Below are 20,205 nucleotides of genomic sequence, written 5' to 3' on the forward strand. Positions count from 1 at the left end.
AAAAGGCTCCCGGAAGGGAGCCTTTTCATGTGGGTATCTCTCGCGTCTAGCGCTCGATCTGGCTGGCATCGGCCAGCAGTTCGGAGAAGCGGGAATTGTTGTCGAGCAGGTCCAGCGCTTTGTTGAGCTGGCAGTCCTCGCCCTCCGCGCATTCGATCGGCTCGACGAGCACGGACAGGTCCTCGTCCGTATCTTCCTCGTGACCGGCGCGGATTTCCGCTGCGAGCGCCCCGTCGAGGTCGCTCTCGAAGCGGCGTCCAGGCGAATCTTCCTCGTCCGGACGAATAATCGGCATGGCGATGTCCGGCACGATGCCAAGGGCTTGGATCGAGCGGCCTGCCGGCGTGTAATAGCGCGCCGTGGTCAGGCGCAGCGCGCCGTTCATGCCGTTCTGCAGCGGCAGCAATGTCTGGACCGACCCCTTGCCGAAGCTCTTGGTGCCGAGCACCAGCGCGCGGTTGCGGTCCTGCAGGGCGCCAGCGACGATCTCAGAGGCCGAGGCGGAGCCATTATTGATCAGGACGATGATCGGACGGCCCGCCAGAACATCGCCCGGCGTGCCAAGCTCGCGCATGGTGTCCTTCGCACGGCGGCCACGGGTGGAGACGATCTCGCCGCCTTCGAGGAAGGCGTCGGACACGGCGACTGCCTGATCCAGAAGGCCGCCGGGATTGGAGCGCACATCGATAATCAGGCCTTTCATGCCGCCCGGAATTTCCTCGTCCATCTCGGCAATGGCCTGGAGCATTTTCTCTTCGGTCTTGGCCGTGAAGTTCGTCAGCCGCAGATAACCGAATTGCTCGCGTTCGATGCGATGGGAGACGGGGCTGACCTCGACGATATCGCGTACGATAGTCACTTCGACCGGCTCGTCCCGTTCTTCGCGCAGAAGCTTCAGGTCGACCGGCGTGCCGCGCGGGCCCTTCATCAATTCGATCGCCTCGTTCAGCGTCATGCCGAACACGGCCTCGCCGTCGATCTCGTAGATCAGATCATTGGTCTGGATCCCGGCGCGGGCCGCCGGGGTATCGTCGATGGGCGAGACGACGCGCACAAGGCCCTTGCCGCGGCCGTCATTGTCCATGGTGACCTGAATGCCGAGGCCGGCGAACGACCCGCGGGTCTGTTCCTGCATGCTCTCGTAATCGTCAGCCGACAGATAGCTGGAATGCGGATCGAGGTTCTGAAGCATGCCGTTAATGGCACCCTCGATCATGATCTTGTTGTCCGGATCGGAAACGTAATTCTCATGAACCTGCTCAAAGACCTCGCCAAAGAGATCGAGCTGGCGGAACGTGTCCGCAGATATGGTCGAGCGGGCGAAGCCTGACGTCAGAAGCACCGTGGTAACCGCGCTGCCGGCAAGGGCGGCAGCGGCAAGCGCGGAGAGGGAGGTACCCTTTTTCGGCTCGCGTTGTTCGTTTATCCTGCGGGTTCTTCTGTCGGTAGCTTTCATTGTCATCCTGTTGGCTGTTCTATGCCCGGTACCCTGCCTCGGAACCATGACTTTTACACGGCAGCAGTGTGTTGCAAAGAGCCATATCGATCAACAGTCCGTCCGGAGGCTAAAATTTCCGTTAAATTTGTGGTTAACCACGATCGAGAAGCCACGCCGTCGGGTTCTGCGGCTCTGCGTTGCGGCGGATCTCCATATAGAGGATGGCGCGGTTGCCGTCGGCCGGCATATAGCCGAGAGGCTCACCGGCGCGCACGAACTGGCCAACACCGGCCTCGAACCGTTCCATGCCGACGAGCACGATCTTGTAGCCGCCGCCGACATCGAGAATGAAGACATTGCCGACCAGCTCGTAGGTCTCCTGCGCGAAGACGACGGAACCATTGAACGGGGCGGTGACGACCGCGCCGGCGCGGGTTTCCAGCCTCAGGCCCTCCAGCGTGCCGCCATTGGGCATTTCGGAGGCATAGGGCGCGACCACGCGGCCGGAAACCGGATAGGGCAGTTTCCCCCGCGCATCGGCGAAGGCCCCGGGCAGGTCGTTATAGATATCGAGGCCGGGCAGGCTTGCAAAGGTCGTGGCGTCTGGCAGTTCGGGTTCTGGCAGATTGGCCAGCGCCGCTTCCTCCTCGCGTCGGCGCGCCGCCTCGGCGAGATCGTCGAGCAAAGTGCGGATCGAGGTTGCCTCGCGGGCGAGGCGGTCGTTTTCGCGTTCCAACGCGCTGATGCGATCCGTGACGTCCCGGAATTCAGCGGTCTTGCGGTCGAGCAGGTCCTCCAGCGCGTTGCGGCGGGAGGTGAGCTGGACTTCGGATTCTTCCAGCGCGTCCTTTTCTGCCGCCATTTCCTGCTGCAGCGACAGGATCAGCTCCATGTTGGCGCGGAGATCCTGCACCCTGCTCTGCAGATCCGGGACGATACCGGACAGGGCCATGGCGGCGCGGGCTGCCTGGGACGCATCGTGCGGCGAGACGGCGAGGGCCGGTGGCTTTGACAGTTCAAAGGACTGCAGCGCCGCGAGGATCTCGCTGGTCGCGCGCTGCTGCTCTTCCAGCTCTTCGCCGACCTGTTTCTCCTCAGCCTCCAGCTCTTCGAGGCGCTGTTCGATGGTGGTGGTGCGGGTCTCGGCTTTCTGCAGGCTGTCGGCGGTCTCGATCAGGCGGGTGCGCAGGGCTTCCAGTTCCTCGCGCTTTTGCGGCGTCAGGTCGCGGATCTCGGCAGCATTGCGCTCGTTCGACTGCAGTTGCTCCTCGATCTGGTCAAGACGGCGCTGCTGCTCGTCCGGGTCTTCCTGCTGCGCGCCGAGCGGGCTCGCCACGGGCGCGGCGAGGGCGGCAGTCAGCAGTAATGACAGGAAAAGGCGCTGGTTCATCACAGTACTCATTACCGGATTCTGGCAGCCACTCCAGCATTCGATGATGGCAAATCGGCAAGCTAGGTTTCAGTCGCGGTGATAGGGGTGGCCGGCAAGGATGGTCACGGCGCGATAGAGCTGCTCGGCCAGCATCACCCGGACCAGCATGTGCGGCCAGGTCGCCGGGCCGAAGGAGAGACGCTTTGCCCGGCCGTCGCTGACCAGCTGGTTCACCGCCGCGCCATGACCGTCGGCGCCGCCGATCAGGCACCACAGCGCCGGGGCGCCGTCATTGAGATTGCGTTCGATTTCGCCGGCCATCTGGCGGCTGGTCAGCGCCTTGCCGCGCTCGTCGAGGACGAAGACCCTGTCTCCCGGCGCGATAGGGCGGGTCAGCAGATCAGCCTCTGCATCCATGCGGCGGGCACCATCAAGACCCTTGGCGGCTTCATATTCCTGGATTTCGGGCCCCTTGAGGCCCATCGTGCGACCGAGGCCGCTGGCGCGGGTCAGATAATCCGAGATGAGGTCGGCTTCGGGGCCGCGCTTCAACTGGCCGACAGCCCCGATGGCAATCCGCATCCCGGTCTCTTTTCCGTGCGTGGCGGCGCCTTAATGAGCGCCCGATTGAGCCCCGGTGACGGCGCGCGCCGCTGCCGCGTCGGCATGGGCTTCCGGCGACCAGATACGCTCGAGATTGTAAAAGGCTCGAACTTCCGGGCGGAACAGATGCACGATCACATCGCCGGCATCGATCAGGACCCAGTCGCAGGCCGGCAGGCCCTCCATTGACGGGGTGCCCTTTCCGGCATCCTTCAACTCACGGGCAATATGGTCCGCCAGCGCACCGACATGGCGCTGCGAGCGGCCGGAGGCGATAATCATCGCATCGGCAATGTCAGATTTTCCTGTAAGATCGATCGTGGTGACGTCTTCGGCCTTGTCGTCGTCAAGCTGAGACAGGATCAGATCCACGAGGGCCTTGCCGGTTACACCGGCGTTCACATCCATGGCTGCATCGGCAGCATCCGGGTTATGCGAGGCGGGAGCCGCTGGGCGGGCCGCCTGACTGGACTGAGAAATCAGCGCCATCCTCCATTTGAAACACGGACCCAACTATTGTCCGCCCCGACGATATAACACCGGTCGGCCCTCATAAAAACCCGTCAGTGCTCAAGAATGTGATTTGTAACCTGAATGTCACGGCCGGGCTTCGACGCGGCACTCCTGCTATTTTTCGACGGACCGGGGCCAGTCCGGTCGCGTCTGGCGCAGCTGCGTGGAGCTCTCGCGGTTCAGCGTGCCGGGAAAATAGCTCCAGGCGGGCGCCGCGCAGTCGGGCAGGATCGCGGCCTGCTCGACCGGAACGCGAAAGCGCTCCAGCGCGTGCGCGGCGGGCGATGTCAGCGGTGCGATGCGGTTTCCGGGGCGGTTGAACACGGCGATCGGCATGGTTGCGGCGATACGCTTCCAGTCACGCCAGGTGTGGAAGGAATTGAGGTTGTCGGCCCCCATCATCCAGACGAACCGGGTCGAGGGGTATTTGCTGGTCAGCAAATCGAGCGTTTCCGCAGTATACGTCAGGCCGTGCTCGCTCTCGAAGTCGCTGATCAGGATGCGCGGATGGGCCGCACAGGCCTTGGCAGCCGTCATCCGGGTGCCGAGATCGGCATAATCCCCGGCGTTTTTCTGCGGATTGCCCGGGGTGACCAGCCATATCACGAAGTCGAGGCGCATCAGCCGCATGCCCTGCAGGGAGATCTGCCGGTGACCGGCATGGGGCGGGTTGAAGGAGCCGCCGAGCAGGCCGACGCGCAGATTGTGCAGGAGGTTGCTTGATTTTTGCATATTCCGAAGCGTTAAAGGCTTATATCAGGCTCACGAGGCGGATATAGAGTGCATTTTAAAGGGTTTTGTCCTGATTAGCTGACATGGTTAGGATAGTCTGATTGAAAAGAATAGGGCTGATACGGGCATGGCAATTCTGTTGAGTGGCGCGGCGGGCTTCATCGGGTCTCACGTGGCGAGATGCTTGCTGGCGCGTGGCGAGACCGTCATCGGCATCGACAATCTCAACAGCTATTATGATGTCTCCCTGAAACAGGCGCGGCTGTCACAGTTGATGGGCGATGAAAAGTTCACCTTCCACAAGATCGACATTGCCAACCGCCAGGCCCTGAAGACACTGTTTGCCAAGACCCATATCGACCGCATCGTTCACCTCGCCGCCCAGGCCGGTGTGCGCTATTCGATCGAAAATCCGGATGTCTACGTGTCGTCCAACCTCCAGGGCCACGCCAACATGCTGGAGCTCGCACGCCGCAACCAGATCAGGCACATGGTCTATGCCTCCTCGTCATCGGTTTATGGCGGCAACACCAAGACACCGTTCAGCGAGGACGACCTGACCGACGATCCGGTGTCCTTTTATGGTGCAACGAAGAAATCCAACGAATTGCTGTCCAACTCCTATGCCCATCTCTATCGCGTACCGCTGACGGGCCTGCGTTTCTTTACCGTCTACGGCCCGTGGGGCCGTCCCGATATGGCCTACTGGATTTTCACCGAGAAGATAACGTCCGGTCAGCCGCTGCGCATTTTCAACAAGGGCGATATGGGCCGCGACTTCACCTATATCGATGACATCGTCGACGGCGTTATCCGTGCGCTCGACCACTCGCCGGTCATCACCACGGATGGCGTGCCGCACCGGGTCTACAATCTCGGTAATGACAGCCCGGAAGAGCTGATGACCATGGTCTCCATGATCGAGGAAAAACTCGGCACCGCGGCGGTCAAAGTCTTCGAGGAAATGCAGAAGGGCGACGTGAAGCGCACATGGGCTGACATCAGCCGTGCACGGAAGGAGCTCGGTTACGATCCGAAGATCACACTGGAGCAGGGCCTGTCGAATTTTATCGATTGGTATGTCGGCACCTGGGAACAGGCTGGCCGGAAAACTGTTTCGCGATAGATGGTTGTAGCGAGGGGATAGATTTGTCATGACTCCCTTCAGGGAGATATTGTGGCTGACTACCTGACAGCGCCGAAGACATCCTGTCTCAAGGAGAATTACCTGTCCGTCAGGGCTGTAACCCAGTCCTATGCTGCCCCTTTGTCCGATGCGGATGCGACGGTGCAGTCGATGGAGGATGCAAGCCCGGCGAAGTGGCACCTCGCGCATACCAGCTGGTTCTTCGAGACCTTCCTGCTAAAGCCGATGCTGCCCGGCTACGAGGTTTTCGACGAGCGGTATAACTTCCTGTTCAATTCCTATTACGAGGCTGTCGGCAAACGCCATGCCCGCCCGCGCCGGGGCATGATCACCCGGCCGGCGCTCGACGAGGTGCTGGCCTATCGCGTCCATGTCGATGAAGCGATGGAGCGGCTGATCGATCAGGTCGACCCCGCCGGTTATGAAGACCTGTATTATCTTGGACTGAACCACGAAGAACAGCACCAGGAGCTGTTCCTGACCGATATCCTGCACCTGTTCGCCCAGAACCCGATCCGCCCGGCTTACCGCAATCCGTCGCCGATGGAGGTTTCCCGGCCCAGCGAGCCGCGGCTGACCTGGCACCGTTTCGATGGCGGCATCGTGAAACTCGGCCATGCCGGCGAGGGTTTCGCCTTCGACAGCGAAGGCCCTCAGCACGAGGCGCTGGTGCGCCCGTTCGAGATCGCCGGTCGCGCCGTGACCAGTGGCGAGTGGACCGCTTTCATCGAGGATGGCGGTTACCGCAACCCGATGCTGTGGTTGTCCGATGGCTGGGCCATCGTCAACGAGCGTGCCTGGAACGCACCTTTATACTGGGAAGAGACCGACAATGGCTGGTCGCTGATGACCCTGCGCGGATTCCAGCCGGTCGACCCGGACGCGCCGGTCAGCCATATCAGCTTCTACGAGGCCGATGCCTTTGCCAGCTGGGCGGCCGCCCAGTGGGATGGTGCCCGCCTGCCGAGCGAGCAGGAATGGGAAGTCGCCGCGGCCGAGATTCCCGTCGAGGGAAATTTCGCGGGGTCCCGACGATTGCGGCCCAAGCCCCAGACGGATGAGGGCCTGACCGGCCTCTATGGCGATGTCTGGGAATGGACATCCAGCCCGTTCACCCCCTATCCGGGCTTCAAGCCCGCCGGTGGGGCCGTCGGCGAGTATAATGGCAAGTTCATGAGCGGCCAGATGGTGCTGCGCGGCGGTTCCTGCGCCACGTCCGACGGGCATGTGCGCCGGAGCTATCGCAATTTCTTCCATCCGGACAAGCGCTGGCAATTTTCCGGCCTGCGCCTTGCCCGTGATCTGTAACCTGAAAAAACGAAAGACTTAAGCTATGCAGGCCGCTCGCAAGAAAGACATGCCGGATGACCCCTTCGCGCAGGACGTGCTGTCAGGGCTGACCGCGAAAGACAAATGGATATCCAGCAAGTGGCTCTACGATCAAGCCGGCTCGCAACTGTTCGAGGATATCACGCAGACGCGGGACTATTACCCGACGCGAACCGAGGCGGCGATCTTCCGTACCATGATGGGTGACCTGGCTGACATCACCGGTACCGGCGGCGGTGTTGCCGAATACGGTTCGGGCGCCAGCGTCAAGACCCGCCTGCTGATCGAGGCGGTCAAGCCGCAGCTCTATGTGCCGCTCGATATTGCCGGCGAATTCATGGAAGAGGCGGTCGCCGAATTGAGCGAGGCCTATCCTGATCTCGCCATCGCGCCTGTCGTGGCTGACTTCACCCAGCCTGTGACCCTGCCGGATGCCTTCAACCGGCTGGAGCGGCGGCTCGGCTTCTTCCCCGGTTCGACCATCGGCAATTTCGAGGCCGGCAAGGCCGGCGAGTTTCTCGCCCGCGTGCACCGGACGCTGGGCGACGGTGCCTATTTCCTCGTCTGCGCCGACCTGGTCAAGGACCGCGACGTGCTGCGCCGCGCCTATGATGACAGTGACGGCGTCACGGCGGCTTTCAACCTCAATCTGCTGACCCGGTTCAACCGGGAACTTGGCGCCGATTTCGACGAGGCCGCCTTCCACCATGAAGCCGTGTGGAACGAGGAGCGTTCGCGCATCGAGATGCATCTTGTCTCCGACAAGGACCAGAGCGTGCATATTGCCGGGCAGGAGATCGACTTTGCCAGCGGCGAGCACATCCATACCGAAAATTCCCACAAATATACGCCCGAGACGATGCGGGAGATGGCCGAGGGTGCCGGCTGGACGGTCGACAGGGTCTGGACCGACGCGCGCGACTGGTTTGGCGTTTTCCTGCTCAAGGCCTGATCCCCCGTCACGCCGCTGCGATTGTCTTTCCGGCGGAATGTTCCTACCCTTCCCCGTGAACGACGGGGCAGGAGATGGAGGGATGAGGCGTGCTGCGATCAATTCTGGCAAGCGGACTGGCCGCCTGGTTTTTCCTGGCGGGCCCGGTCATGGCTGAGGACGCGCCCGGAGCGGAAGGGACACTCGACCAGGCTCTCGCCCAGCCATTGGCCGAACGCTTCGCCCGGCTGGCGCTTGATTGCGTCCATCGCGAATTTCCTAACAAGATCGCCCATGTCTTCCAGGGCGATGAGGATGCCAAGACCCCGCGGGAGCTTTATCCCGCCTTCTATGGCTGTTTCGACTGGCATTCCTCCGTTCACGGCCACTGGCTGCTGACCCGTGTGCTGCGGACCTATCCTGACACGGCGCTGCGCGACGAGATCGTCGCTGCGCTGGACCAGAGCTTCACCCCGGAAAACATCGCCGGCGAAGTCGCCTATTTCGGCGGCGAGGGCCGCGCCAGTTTCGAGCGGCCCTACGGCCTTGCCTGGTTCCTGCAATTGATGACCGAGCTGCGCGAATGGGACGATCCGAAAGCACGCGAATGGGCCGATACGCTGGCGCCGCTGGAAGAGGCGGTGGTCGCGCGGATCACCGACTGGCTGCCCAAGCTCGCCTATCCGATCCGCCTTGGCACCCACAACCAGTCCGCCTTCGCCTTCGGCCTGTTCCTTGACTGGGCCGATGCGACGGGCAATGACGATGTCGCCGCACTGGTGCGCCGCAAGTCGATGGAATTTCACGAAAAGGACGTCAACTGCCCGCTCGCCTATGAGCCATCGGGGGAGGATTTCCTCTCGCCCTGCCTGATGGAGGCTGACCTGATGCGCCGGGTGATCGAGGGCGAGGCCTATGCAAGCTGGCTCGATGCGTTCCTGCCGCAGATCCCGTTCGACGGGTCCGGCGGCTGGCTGGAACCCGGCATCGTCCTCGATCCGGCCGATGGCAAGCTCGTCCATCTCGACGGGGTCAACCTGTCGCGCGCCTGGGCGCTGGAGGGCATCGCTGCGGCGCTGCCACAGGGTGATGCGCGTATCCCGGCGCTGATCGCCGCAGCGGAGATTCACCGCGAGGCAGGGATCGCCTCTGTCAGTGCGGACCATTATGAAGGCAGCCACTGGCTTGCCAGCTTCGCCACCTATCTGGTGACGCGGCGGGGTATCAAGGGGGACGATAATGAGCGACAGGATTGAAGAAGCGCCGCCTGCGGAGCAATCCGGCAAGAAGAACCGCAGTCTGCTCGGGCCCGGGGCCCTGGTCACGGCGGCGTTCATCGGACCGGGAACCGTTACCGCCTGTACTCTGGCTGGTGCCAATTTCGGCTATGCGCTGATCTGGGCGCTGGTATTCGCCACCGTTGCCACCATCATCCTGCAGGAGATGGCGGCGCGTCTTGGCGTCGTTTCGCGCCAGGGCCTCGGCACGGCGCTGATGACGATGACCGACAATCCGGTGCTGCGCTGGCTCATGGCCGGGCTGGTCCTTTCGGCCCTGTTCGTCGGGAATGCCGCCTATGAGGCGGGCAATTTGTCCGGCGCCGCGCTGGGCGTGCAGGCCGCGCTCGATGACAAGCAGATCCCGTTCGAGATCACGATCGTCGCCATCGCCCTTGTCGCCGCGGTGCTGCTCGTCAGCGGGCACTATAAGCGGATCGAACGGGTGCTGATCGGCCTGGTCCTGGTCATGGCGGTCTGCTTCGTCGCGACGGCGGTGATCGTCCGGCCCGATCTCGGCGCGATCCTTTCCGGGATGAAGCCCTCCGTGCCGGATGGCAGCCTGCTGACGGCGGTGGCGCTGATCGGAACGACCATCGTGCCCTATAATCTGTTCCTGCACGCGGCCGCGTCGCGCGAGCGCTGGGCCGATCCAACGAGTCTCGGCGCGGCGCGGGCCGATGTCGGCATCTCCATCGGCTTTGGCGGCCTGATCTCGATCCTGATCGTGTCGACCGCCGCCTCGGGCCTGTTTGCGACCGGGCTCGAGGTGGAAACGGCGGGCGACATGGCGCAGCAACTGGAGCCTGTCTTCGGCCCCCTTGCACAGGTGTTCATGGCTGCCGGCCTGTTCGCGGCGGGGCTGACCTCGGCGATCACCGCGCCGATGGCGACAGGCTATGCGGTCTCCGAAATCTTCGGCTGGAAGGGCGGCGTCTCCGGCAGCGGCTTCCGCCTGGTCGCGCTGACGGTCATCATCATCGGCGCGGTCGTCGGCTTTTTCGGTATCAAGCCGGTGAATGTCATCGTCTTCGCCCAGCTTGCCAACGGGCTGCTCTTGCCAATCATCGCCATTTTCCTGCTGGTCACGATGAACCGGAAGAAGCTTCTCGGCGTCCATACCAATGGCCTTGTCACGAACCTTCTGGGCGGTCTCGTTGTTCTCGTCTCGGTTGGCCTCGGGCTGAGATTGATCCTCCGGGTCCTGATGGGATAAATTGTACTGACGGGATAGCATGAGAGCAATCGACCTCAACGCCGATCTTGGCGAATATCAGGATGGCGCGCAGCAGCAGATGGAGCGCGAGATTCTCGGCTGTGTCAGCAGCTGCAACATCGCCTGTGGCGGCCATACGGGCGATGAGCTGACCATGCGCGAGACGCTGAAATCAGCGAGGGAAGCCGGCGTCAGGTGCGGGGCGCACCCTTCCTATCCTGACCGCGAGGGCTTCGGCCGCCGCGCGCTCGGGATCCAACCGGATGCGCTGCATGTCTCGCTGATTCAGCAGGTGCGCGATCTGCTGGCCATCGCGCGCGATCTCGATGTCAGCCTGGCTCATGTCAAGCCCCACGGCGCGCTCTACAATCATATTGCCGATGACCTCGACCTTGCCCGGCTGGTAGTCGGGGTGGTGAAAGACACCTCCTCGGCCAATGGCCGCCCGCTGGCACTGGTCGGCCTGGCTGACAGCGCCGCGAAACAGGCTGCGGAAGAAGCCGGCCTGGCTTTCGTCGGTGAGGCCTTTGTCGACCGGCGCTATACCGCCGGTGGCCGGTTGCAGCCGCGCGATCAATCGGGGGCGGTGATCAAGGATGATCATGACCGTCTCACCCAGGCGCTGGCGATTGCTGCCGGCAAGCCGGTCACGACCTGTGATGGCAACACGATAACGCTGAACGCCCAGACGCTGTGCCTGCATGGCGACAGCCCGGGCGCGCTGGCGACGGCACGGGCGGTGCGCCAGGCGCTGAGCGAGCAGGGCTTCACCATCTGCCCGCCCAATGCTGACTTGCAGGACGGGATGCGGGATTGACGGATTTCACCGCAGGAAAGATCAGCCATGGCGGCGATGACTGGCTCATCGCCCGCTATGATGCGCCCGACCCGGTCGCGCTGAGCGCCGCGTTGCAGGCGGCAGCCTCGCGCCTGCGCGACGAGGGCGACTGGCTGGATATCGTGCCGGGCCTTGCCGAGCTGTGCGTGCGGTTCGATCCATTATGCGAAAACCCGAATGATGCCTTGGCGCGCTTCAGGACCATTGCCGGGATGATACGCCCTGCTGATGTATGCGGGGATAAAGTGACCGACATTCCCGTCTGTTACGGCGGCGATTATGGGCCGGACCTCGAGGTGAGTGCGGACAGGCTGGGCCTGTCGCCGGATGAGCTGATCGCGCTGCACAGCGGGGAGTCATTCCTTGTACAGATGATGGGCTTTGCGCCCGGCTTTGCCTATTGCGGCCAGACGCCGGCGGCATTGGCCATCGACCGGCTGCCTGAACCGCGCCGCCGGGTCGAGGCTGGCTCGATCGGCATTGCCGGACGGCAGACCTGCCTCTATTCGCTGGCCGGGCCGGGCGGCTGGCCGCTGATCGGGCGCACGCCGCTGACCCTGTTCGATCCGGGCCGCGATGAACCCTTTCTGTTGAAGGCGGGCCAACAGGTCCGCTTTCGCGCCATTGACGAAGCCGAGTTCGCCCGGCTGGCGGAGGCGGGCTGATGGCGCTGCGCATCGACAGGGCCGGGCTGGCGACCAGCCTGCAGGATGCGGGGCGCCGCGGTGTTGCCCATCTCGGCGTGCCGCCGGGCGGGGCGATGGATTGCCTGTCACTGGCGCTCGCCAACTGGCTCGTTGGCAAGGCGACCGGCGCGACGGCGGTGGAGATCACCCTGACTGGCGCCGCGATGACCTTCGAGGCGCGCATGGCCTTCGCGCTGGCCGGTGGCCGGGCCGACATCACCCTCAACGGCCAGCCGGTGGCGATGTATGAGCAGCATCGCGCCAATCCGGGTGATGTGCTGGAGATCGGCGCGGTGCAGGCCGGGTGCCGGATCTATCTCGCTGTCTCGGACGCTCTGCAGGGGGACAAGATTTTTGGCTCGGCCTCGACGTACGCGTCCGGCGGCTTCGGCGGGCATCAGGGCCGGATGCTGGCCGATGGCGATGTGATCGCCACCGTCGGCCGGGAGGAGCCGGACAAGCGCGTTGCGCCTCAGAAGTTTCATCCCTTCCTCAACAAGGGCTGGGTGTTGCGTGCCGTGCCGGGACCGGAGGCGGGCCTGCTCGACAAGGCCTCGCGCGATACGCTGTTCACGGAAGCCTTCCGCGCCAGCCAAAGGGCGAGCCGTCAGGGGGCTGAGCTGGACAAGCCGGTCCTGACCCTGGGTGAAGCAGCGCGGATGCAGTCCGGGCCGGTCTTTCCGGGGACGGTGCAATGCCCGCCCTCGGGCAAGCCTTACCTGTTGATGGCCGACGCCCAGACGACCGGCGGCTATCCGCGCCTTGCCCAGGTGATCCGCGCCGACCGGCATCTGACGGGCCAGATCAAGCCCGGCGACACGGTGCGCTTCATGGCCGTGGAGCCGGAGGAGGCAACCCAGATTTTGCGCGAGAAGAACAGTCTATATGCAGAACTGTTCGGCGAGGATATCTTTTAGCTAACGCCCTCGTCCTTCGCGGCTTTCTGGCGAAAGCACCTCAGGATGAGGGCTTTGGTTTCTCGCCTCATCCTGAGGGTTGATTGGGTGTGGAACCAATCAACGCGCAGCAGCCCACGAAGGATCATCCGAAAATCAGCGGTGCCACCAGCCAGACGACCAGCGTGATGATCGCGATGGCAAGCACGTTCAGCTTGAAGCCGATCATCGCCATGCGCGCGATGGGAATCTTGCCGGAGGCAAAGACGATGGCGTTCGGCCCGGTCGCGATCGGCAGCATGAAGGCACAGCTCGCCGCCATGCCGACGGGGGCGGCGAGCAGCAGCGGGTTCATGTCACCGCCTGCCGCAATCGCGCCGATCACCGGCAACAGCGCCGACGCGGTCGCGACATTGGAGGTCAGCTCGGTCGCGAAGATGACGAAGACGACCATGGCCAGCATGACGAGGATCAGCGGCAGGGCGGTGACGCCGCTCATCTGCCCGCCGAGCCAGCCGGCAAGGCCGGTGGCGGAGATCGCGGCGGCCAGCGCCAGCCCGCCACCGAACAGGAGGACGACTCCCCAAGGGATCTGCACCGCGGTTTCCCAGTCGAGCAGGCGCGCGCCTTTTTCCGTCTGGCTGCCGGACGGAATCAGGAACAGGACAACCGCCCCGAGGATCGCTGTGACATAGTCGTCCAGCCCCGCAAAGGGCGTCACGCCGGCGATCTCCAGCGCCGAGAGCGGCCGCCCGAACATCCACAGGCTGGCAATGGCACCGAAGGTGATCAGTACACGCACTTCCGGCGTCGTGATCGGCCCGAGCGCGTCGCGCTTTTGCCGGATGATCGCCTGCCCGGCCTTGCCCGTGCCGCGCGGCAGTTTCACGCCCCAGCGGGTCAGCACCAGCCAGCAGGCAGGCAGCAGCAGCGCAACGACCGGCAGGCCGATCATCATCCAGCGGTCGAATGTGATGATCAGGCCAAATTCCTGTTCCAGATAGCTTATGACAATCAGATTGGTCGGCGTGCCGATGGGTGTGCCGAGCCCGCCGATCGAGGCCGACCAGGCGACCGCCAGCAATATGGCGATAGCGAAGGGTGTTGTGTCTTCATCATCCGCCCCGAGAGAGTTGGCGACCGACAGGGCGATGGGGGCGAGCATGATCGTGGTCGCGGTGTTGGAGATCCACATCGACAGCAGCGCGGAGGCGGCCATGAAGCCGGCGATCAGCCCGGCCCTGCTGTTGCCCGCGCGCAGCACGATGTTCAGCGCGATACGCGAATGCAGGTTCCAGCGCTCCACCGATTTGGCGATGATGAACCCGCCCATCAGCAACAGCACGACGCGGTGGGCATAGGGGATCGCCGCCATCTCGATCGGCATGACGCCTGACAGCGGCAGGATGACGAGCGGCAGCAGCGCTGTCGCCGGGATCGGGATCGCCTCGGTCACCCACCATGTCGCCATCAGCACCGTCAGCGACGCGACGATCCAGGCGTCGCGCGACAGCCCGTCCGGCGCGCCGATGATCAGCATGGCGACGAACAGGACCGCGCCTGCGATCAGGCCGATGCGCTGGGCCGGGCGAATGGCGGCAGAGCCGGTCGCGTTGCCGATGGTGCGGTCGGTGTCCATGGCTGCGTTTCCCTTTTTTGGGGGAGATGTTCCGTGGCTGCGCAAGGTTAGTCAAGGAAATCGGCGGCGGGTGCCGCCATGGGATCCGTGCGGGGGGTGTTTCACCGGTGCCGATCTGTCAAGGGCGGCTGCGCCGCCGCGAAGCGGTTCCACCCTTGACTGATCGTCACCGGTAAAACGATGGCTCACCAAGCCTTCACTAAATCCTCGGCGAGGCAAGCGCTAGACTTTCTCACCAAAATCATCCTTTCTTGTCATTCCAGGGCACCCGTCACGGTGAACCCGGAACCTATTTTCCAGAGACGGTGAGGCGGCTTGGTACAGCAGCGGCAAGGCTTCTGGCATTCGGCGCTGCAAATGATTCACTGGATAAGTTGCAGGTCGCCTCGGGGTCCCGGCTCGCGGTGCGCTTGGCCGGGATGACGAGAGAGGCAGCATCGAGCGCACCGGCAAGCAACGCTCGCGGTGTTGAAAGTATGAGGGGGCCCGTGTGTAGCGGCCATTGCCTCAAACAAATAATAATGACTGGCATAGCTCTCGCTACACACGGCGGCGATCGATGCGGGGCCAAAGTGCATAGCTCTCCCGCCCGGGGGCTACCCCGGGACGCCGCTCGGACGGACGATGCAAAGCTGTGCACACCCTCACCAGTCCCGCGAACGAAACCTCGGCCATCCGAAACCTGATATGCCGGCCCCCGCTCAGGTCAGCAGGAAACAGGCACCTCAACCGCAATCCTCATCGCGGCATGGGGGCATACTATCAGGGTGCAGAGGGGCGGGGATAAGTCCATGCCTAAGGGCCATCGCTGATGTGAGGCCAGGGTGCCAGCCCTAAACCACCAGCTCGCTCGTGCCTGCAATAATCGCTCTTGCTTCTGCGTCGGCGACTTCGTGGCTGGGGCGGCCGTCGCGCTGGGAGATTTCGAGGACGTGGGCGAGATTGGCGTTCATCTTTGCCAGCTTGGCCTCGACCCAGTCGCGGTCATAGCTCTCGGCCTTGCCCTGGAGCACGCGGATCTCGGCATAGACATTGATGATGCCGCCGCCATTGATGACGTAATCGGGCGCATACAGAATACCGCGATCGTGAATGCGCTTGCCCAGCGCCGTGGTGGCGAGCTGGTTGTTGGCGCCGCCGGCGATGATCGCGGTGTTGAGCCGTTCGATATTGATCTCGTCGAGAATGCCGCCGACCGCATTGGGCGAGAACACGTCACACTCCTCGTCGAAGATGCGGCCGATGGAGACGATTTTCGCGCCGGTCTTCTCGGCGAGTTCATGGGCGGCATCGGCATTGGCGTCGGCGATGATCAGCTCGGCGTCTTCGGAGGCGAGGTGACGGGCGAGCGCGCCGCCGACCTTGCCGACGCCGAGAATGGCGATGCGCCGTCCGGCGACCTGGGAGGAGCCGAATTTCTGTTCGAGGCAGGTCTTGATGCCGAGATGGATGCCGCGCGCGGTGACGGGCGACGGGTCGCCGGACGGGGCGGGGGAGTTTTCACGGCCTGCCACGAAAGGCGTTTCCTGCGCCATGGTCTCGATGTCATGGACGGAGATGTTCATGTCCTCCGCCGTGTAATAGCGCCCGGCGAGCTCGTTCACCGCGCGGCCAAAGGCACGCAAGGCAGCCTCGCTCTTGCCGGTCTTCGGGTCGCCGATGATCACCGCCTTGCCGCCGCCGAGCGGCAGGCCGGCCATGGCGTTCTTGTAGCTCATGCCGCGCGACAGGCGCAGCACGTCGCGGAAGGCGTCTTCGGCGGTGGCGTAAGGATACATGCGCGTGCCGCCGGCGGCGGGGCCCAGCGCCGTGGAATGCAGCGCGATGATGGCTTTCAGGCCGGAGGCCTCGTCATAGACGCTGATCACGCGCTCATGGGCATCGAAAGAGCTACTGTCGAACAGGTGGTTGGAAACCATGGTGCGCGTGTCCTTGAGGTCGGTCATCATGGTGTAGCACATAGGCCGTTTGGCCGCCGGGGTGAATGGGGCGCGCGACGGGAGGCGCAATTAGCGCGTTTGTGTCAACGCGGTGAGGCGCATTGTTCGATCCTTGCGCGGGCCGGGGGGCGATCAGCGCCTTATAACCCTTGAGAGGGCCTGATAATGCCGGTATAGGCTTGGCTTTCCAGCAGAAATGACCACCGGACCGGCGCAGATAGGCGACACGATGAGCGAGACGACGAAGAAACCCGAAGCCCTTGACCATGCAGAGATGGAGCGGCGCATCCGCGATTTCTGGGAGGCGGAGGGCGTCTATAAATACGACCCGGACTCGGGCAAGCCACAATTCTCCGTCGACACGCCGCCGCCCTATGTCTCCGCCGCGCATCTGCATGTCGGCCACGCCATGAGCTATTCACAGGCCGAGTTCCTCGTCCGCTACAAGCGCATGACCGGGCACGAGATCTTCTATCCGATGGGCTTTGACGATAATGGCCTGCCGACCGAGCGCTTTGTCGAGCAGACCCACAAGGTCAACAAGAAGACGATTTCGCGCGCCGATTTCCGCGCCCTGTGCATGGAAGAGACGGCCAAGGGCGCGGTCGCCTATGAGGAGATGTGGCGCGATCTCGGCCTGTCGATCGACTGGCGCCTGCGCTATTCGACGATTGACGAGCATTGCCGGCGCACCTCGCAGCTGAGCTTCATCGACCTGTACAAGAAGGGCGAAGTGGTGCGCTCTGACGATCCGGTGCTGTGGGACACGGTCTATGACACCGCGCTGGCGCAGGCCGACCTGGAGGTGATGGACCGCAAGGGCCAGCTGTTCGATATCGCGTTCAGGGACCCGGACGGGAACGACATGGTGATCTCGACGACGCGGCCCGAACTGATCCCGGGCTGCGTTGCGCTGTATCATCACCCGGACGATGAGCGTTACAAGCCGCTGGCGGGCAAGAGTGCAAGCGTGCCGATATTCGACTATGACGTGCCGCTGAAGACGTCGGAGGATGTCGACCCGGAATTCGGCACCGGCCTGATGATGTGCTGTACCTTTGGCGATGGCGAGGACGTGAAGAAATGGCGCATCGACAAGCTCGATACGCGGCTGGTGATTGGCCGCGACGGCAAGATGACCGCGCTGGCCGGCAAGTATGAAGGCATGGATATCGGCGGCGCGCGCAAGGCCATCGTGCAGGACCTCGACGAGGCCGGTTTCATCCGTGACCAGAGACGCGTCGATCAGGCGGTGTCGGTCGGCGAGCGCTCCGGCCAGCCGGTCGAGTTTGCCATGGTGCCGCAATGGTTCATCAAGGTGCTCGACAAGAAAGAGCAGTTCCTGAAGCGCTCGGCCGAGCTGAACTGGTTCCCCGAGCACATGAAGATCCGCCTCGATCAGTGGATCGAGGGGCTGAAATATGACTGGAACATTTCGCGCCAGCGCTTCTATGGCGTGCCGTTCCCGGTCTGGTATGTGCAGGAGACTGGCGACGTCATCCTCGCCGACGAGGCCGATTTGCCGGTCGATCCGACCGAGGACGCGCCGCCGCAATGGGCGCAGGAGAAATATGCCGGCATGACCATTGTTGGCGAGCCGGACGTGATGGACACGTGGATGACGTCGTCCGTCAGTGCGCAGATCAATGCCAACTGGGCCGGAACGCAAGGCCGCATGGGCTGCGATTTCCCGCTGTCGCTTCGCGTGCAGGCGTTCGAGATCATCCGGACATGGTTGTTCTATTCGGTCGTCAAATCCGATCTGCATGCGGCAACCCTGCCGTGGCAACAGGCGATGATTTCCGGCTGGGGCCTGAACGAGCAGGGCAAGAAGATTTCCAAGCGCGATCTCGAAAAATTCACCGACGAGAACGGCTATAACCGCTATGATCCGCATTCGGTCATCCGCGAATATGGCGCCGATGCGCTGCGCTACTGGGCGGCGGGCGCGCGGCTCGGCTCGGACCTGCGCTATCACGAGAAGGACGTGAAGGTCGGCCGCAAGCTGGTCATCAAGATGTGGAACGTCGCCCGCCTGATCGAGATGTATCTGGAAGGCTATGACAGGGACGCGGCGAAAGTGCCGCTGGCGGACCGCGCCGTCGAGGATCGCTGGGTTCTGTCCGGGCTGGACAAGCTGATCGGCGATGTGACGCGCGGCTTCGAGGGTTATGACTATGCCATCGGCCGCGAGGCGCTGGACAAGTATTTCTGGAACACTCTGTGTGATAACTATCTGGAGATCGTCAAGGAACGCCTGCGCAAGCCGGAGGTGTTCGGCGAGACGAGCCAGAAGGCGGCGCAGGACACGCTGGTCGAGGTGCTGCGCACCGTCCTCGCCCTGTTTGCGCCCTATGTGCCGTTCATCACCGAGGAGCTGTACCAGAAGTTCTATGCGGCTGACGAAGGCGGCGCATCGCTGCACAAATCGTCCTGGCCGGAAAAGCAGGGCCGCGAGGACGCGGTGGCGGGCGAGACGATGAAATCGCTTCTCGCCGTGATCGAGGCCTGGCGCTTCATGCGCACCCGCGACAAGATCCCGTTCTCGACCGGGATCGACGTGCTGACCGTGCATCTGGAAGGCGAGGTCGCCCACATGAAGGAGGCGATCGAGGCAAACGCCGACACGCTGAAGTCAGCCCTCCGGGCACGGAGCATCAAGGTCGATGGCGGGACGGGCACGGAAACAAATCGCGACGGCCTGACGTTGAGTTATACGGTTGTCGAGGAGTAGGGTTTGGAGCGAAGCGTAATGCACCGATAAGCCATCATCGGAAACGGTGTATTGCGCTTCGCTCCATACACCCTACTTGCTTGCGCCAGCGCAATTGCGAAAAGACAGCTCTACATCTCCAGATACGGCGCGGGCGGCAGGGCGTGGAAGGCGTTGCGCACGGCGTCGGACCATTGCCGGGACAGCTCCGCATAGGTCTCGTCATCGGTCTCGATGCGGCGGTTGACGGCGAAGGTATAGGTGTCTGTACGGATGATCGACAGGTCGAGCGGCATGCCGACCGAGAGGTTGGAGCGGATCGTCGAATCCATCGACACGAGCACGGCGTTGAGCGCCTCGCTCATCGGCGTTGCCGGGGTGATGACCCGGTCGAGGATCGGCTTGCCATATTTGTGCTCGCCGATCTGGAAATAGGGCGTGTCTTCCGTCGCCTCGATGAAATTGCCGGCCGAATAGATCAGGAACAGGCGCTGCATCCCGCCGGCACGCTGGCCGGTCAGGATGATGGTGGCGTCCGCCGCCTCGCCCTGGGCCTGAAGCGTCTCGCGGTGCAGGTCCTGCATGTCGCGCATGTGGTCACCGATGATCTGGGCAACCCGGAACAGGGAATCGACATTGAGGATCGTCTCGACGCTCTCGCCTTTCGCCGCCTTTTTCAGGTCGCGGTCGATGCGGGTGATCACCCCCTGGGTGATCGAGAGATTGCCGGAGCACATCAGGCAGATGACGCGCTCGCCCGTCGTCTCCCAGGTGAACATCTTCCGGTATCGGGCGATATTGTCGACCCCGGCATTGGTGCGGGTGTCGGACAGCATGACGAGGCCTTCATCCAGCCTCAACGCAACACAATAAGTCACTGGTCCTGTTCCTTTTCGCTGCAGCCTGCCCGGCTGCGCCCAGTCTCTGTTTGTTTC

The 20,205-nt window shown here is 63.3% G+C and carries 17 protein-coding genes; 9 read left to right on the forward strand and 8 right to left on the reverse strand.

What is annotated here, in order from left to right; genetic code table 11:
* Nucleotides 1-46: 46 nt before the first annotated feature.
* The 5 genes from IEV88_RS14025 to IEV88_RS14045 form a co-directional block, all read right to left on the reverse strand.
* Complete coding sequence (locus IEV88_RS14025) at nucleotides 47-1,456, reverse strand: S41 family peptidase (protein ID WP_188157842.1); 1,410 nt, start codon at nucleotides 1,454-1,456, stop codon at nucleotides 47-49.
* A gap of 133 nt (nucleotides 1,457-1,589) precedes the next feature.
* The gene (locus IEV88_RS14030; RefSeq protein WP_188481233.1) at nucleotides 1,590-2,840 is read right to left on the reverse strand and encodes a murein hydrolase activator EnvC family protein; all 1,251 of its coding nucleotides are present in this window, start codon (nucleotides 2,838-2,840) and stop codon (nucleotides 1,590-1,592) included.
* 57 nt (nucleotides 2,841-2,897) lie between these two features.
* Nucleotides 2,898-3,392: a 23S rRNA (pseudouridine(1915)-N(3))-methyltransferase RlmH gene (gene rlmH / locus IEV88_RS14035; RefSeq protein ID WP_188157840.1), complete on the reverse strand. Its 495-nt coding sequence runs from the start codon at nucleotides 3,390-3,392 to the stop codon at nucleotides 2,898-2,900.
* A 30-nt stretch (nucleotides 3,393-3,422) separates the two neighbouring features.
* Nucleotides 3,423-3,902, reverse strand: coding sequence for a ribosome silencing factor (gene rsfS, locus IEV88_RS14040; protein WP_188157839.1), 480 nt, complete (start codon nucleotides 3,900-3,902; stop codon nucleotides 3,423-3,425).
* A gap of 138 nt (nucleotides 3,903-4,040) precedes the next feature.
* On the reverse strand, nucleotides 4,041-4,658 hold the full coding sequence (locus IEV88_RS14045) for a nicotinate-nucleotide adenylyltransferase (protein ID WP_188157838.1): 618 nt from the start codon (nucleotides 4,656-4,658) through the stop codon (nucleotides 4,041-4,043).
* A 127-nt stretch (nucleotides 4,659-4,785) separates the two neighbouring features.
* Here IEV88_RS14045 and IEV88_RS14050 point away from each other — a divergent pair, with 127 nt between their 5' ends.
* From IEV88_RS14050 to IEV88_RS14085, 8 genes are all read left to right on the forward strand, one after another.
* A complete protein-coding gene (locus tag IEV88_RS14050) occupies nucleotides 4,786-5,784 on the forward strand; it encodes a GDP-mannose 4,6-dehydratase (protein ID WP_188157837.1) in 999 nt (332 codons plus the stop codon).
* A 51-nt stretch (nucleotides 5,785-5,835) separates the two neighbouring features.
* Nucleotides 5,836-7,113, forward strand: coding sequence for an ergothioneine biosynthesis protein EgtB (gene egtB / locus IEV88_RS14055; protein ID WP_229731480.1), 1,278 nt, complete (start codon nucleotides 5,836-5,838; stop codon nucleotides 7,111-7,113).
* A gap of 49 nt (nucleotides 7,114-7,162) precedes the next feature.
* A complete protein-coding gene (gene egtD / locus IEV88_RS14060; RefSeq protein ID WP_206711151.1) occupies nucleotides 7,163-8,086 on the forward strand; it encodes an L-histidine N(alpha)-methyltransferase in 924 nt (307 codons plus the stop codon).
* Between the two features lie 149 nt (nucleotides 8,087-8,235).
* Complete coding sequence (locus IEV88_RS14065) at nucleotides 8,236-9,321, forward strand: DUF2891 domain-containing protein (RefSeq protein ID WP_188159165.1); 1,086 nt, start codon at nucleotides 8,236-8,238, stop codon at nucleotides 9,319-9,321.
* Nucleotides 9,305-10,558 (forward strand): Nramp family divalent metal transporter, encoded by a 1,254-nt coding sequence (locus IEV88_RS14070; RefSeq protein WP_188157835.1) that lies wholly within the window; start codon nucleotides 9,305-9,307, stop codon nucleotides 10,556-10,558. Before IEV88_RS14065 ends, IEV88_RS14070 begins: the two co-directional genes overlap by 17 nt.
* 19 nt (nucleotides 10,559-10,577) lie before the next feature.
* The gene (locus tag IEV88_RS14075; protein ID WP_188157834.1) at nucleotides 10,578-11,375 is read left to right on the forward strand and encodes a 5-oxoprolinase subunit PxpA; all 798 of its coding nucleotides are present in this window, start codon (nucleotides 10,578-10,580) and stop codon (nucleotides 11,373-11,375) included.
* Complete coding sequence (pxpB, locus tag IEV88_RS14080) at nucleotides 11,372-12,061, forward strand: 5-oxoprolinase subunit PxpB (protein WP_188157833.1); 690 nt, start codon at nucleotides 11,372-11,374, stop codon at nucleotides 12,059-12,061. The genes IEV88_RS14075 and pxpB overlap by 4 nt, the downstream gene beginning before the upstream one ends.
* Nucleotides 12,061-12,999 (forward strand): 5-oxoprolinase subunit C family protein, encoded by a 939-nt coding sequence (locus IEV88_RS14085; protein WP_188157832.1) that lies wholly within the window; start codon nucleotides 12,061-12,063, stop codon nucleotides 12,997-12,999. Before pxpB ends, IEV88_RS14085 begins: the two co-directional genes overlap by 1 nt.
* Before the next feature lie 124 nt (nucleotides 13,000-13,123).
* Here IEV88_RS14085 and IEV88_RS14090 read toward each other — a convergent pair whose 3' ends face one another.
* On the reverse strand, nucleotides 13,124-14,617 hold the full coding sequence (locus IEV88_RS14090; RefSeq protein ID WP_188157831.1) for an SLC13 family permease: 1,494 nt from the start codon (nucleotides 14,615-14,617) through the stop codon (nucleotides 13,124-13,126).
* Between the two features lie 833 nt (nucleotides 14,618-15,450).
* Nucleotides 15,451-16,566: a Glu/Leu/Phe/Val family dehydrogenase gene (locus tag IEV88_RS14095; RefSeq protein ID WP_206711149.1), complete on the reverse strand. Its 1,116-nt coding sequence runs from the start codon at nucleotides 16,564-16,566 to the stop codon at nucleotides 15,451-15,453.
* A gap of 187 nt (nucleotides 16,567-16,753) precedes the next feature.
* On the opposite strand from IEV88_RS14095, the gene IEV88_RS14100 reads away from it, so the two are divergent.
* Nucleotides 16,754-19,291, forward strand: a complete 2,538-nt coding sequence (locus tag IEV88_RS14100; protein WP_188157830.1) for a valine--tRNA ligase — start codon at nucleotides 16,754-16,756, stop codon at nucleotides 19,289-19,291.
* 110 nt (nucleotides 19,292-19,401) lie between these two features.
* Here IEV88_RS14100 and IEV88_RS14105 read toward each other — a convergent pair whose 3' ends face one another.
* Nucleotides 19,402-20,148, reverse strand: coding sequence for a proteasome-type protease (locus IEV88_RS14105; RefSeq protein WP_188157829.1), 747 nt, complete (start codon nucleotides 20,146-20,148; stop codon nucleotides 19,402-19,404).
* Nucleotides 20,149-20,205 lie beyond the last annotated feature (57 nt).

Origin of the sequence: Aquisalinus flavus, assembly GCF_014640095.1 — a bacterium.
Classification (GTDB): Bacteria; Pseudomonadota; Alphaproteobacteria; order Caulobacterales; family Parvularculaceae; genus Aquisalinus; species Aquisalinus flavus.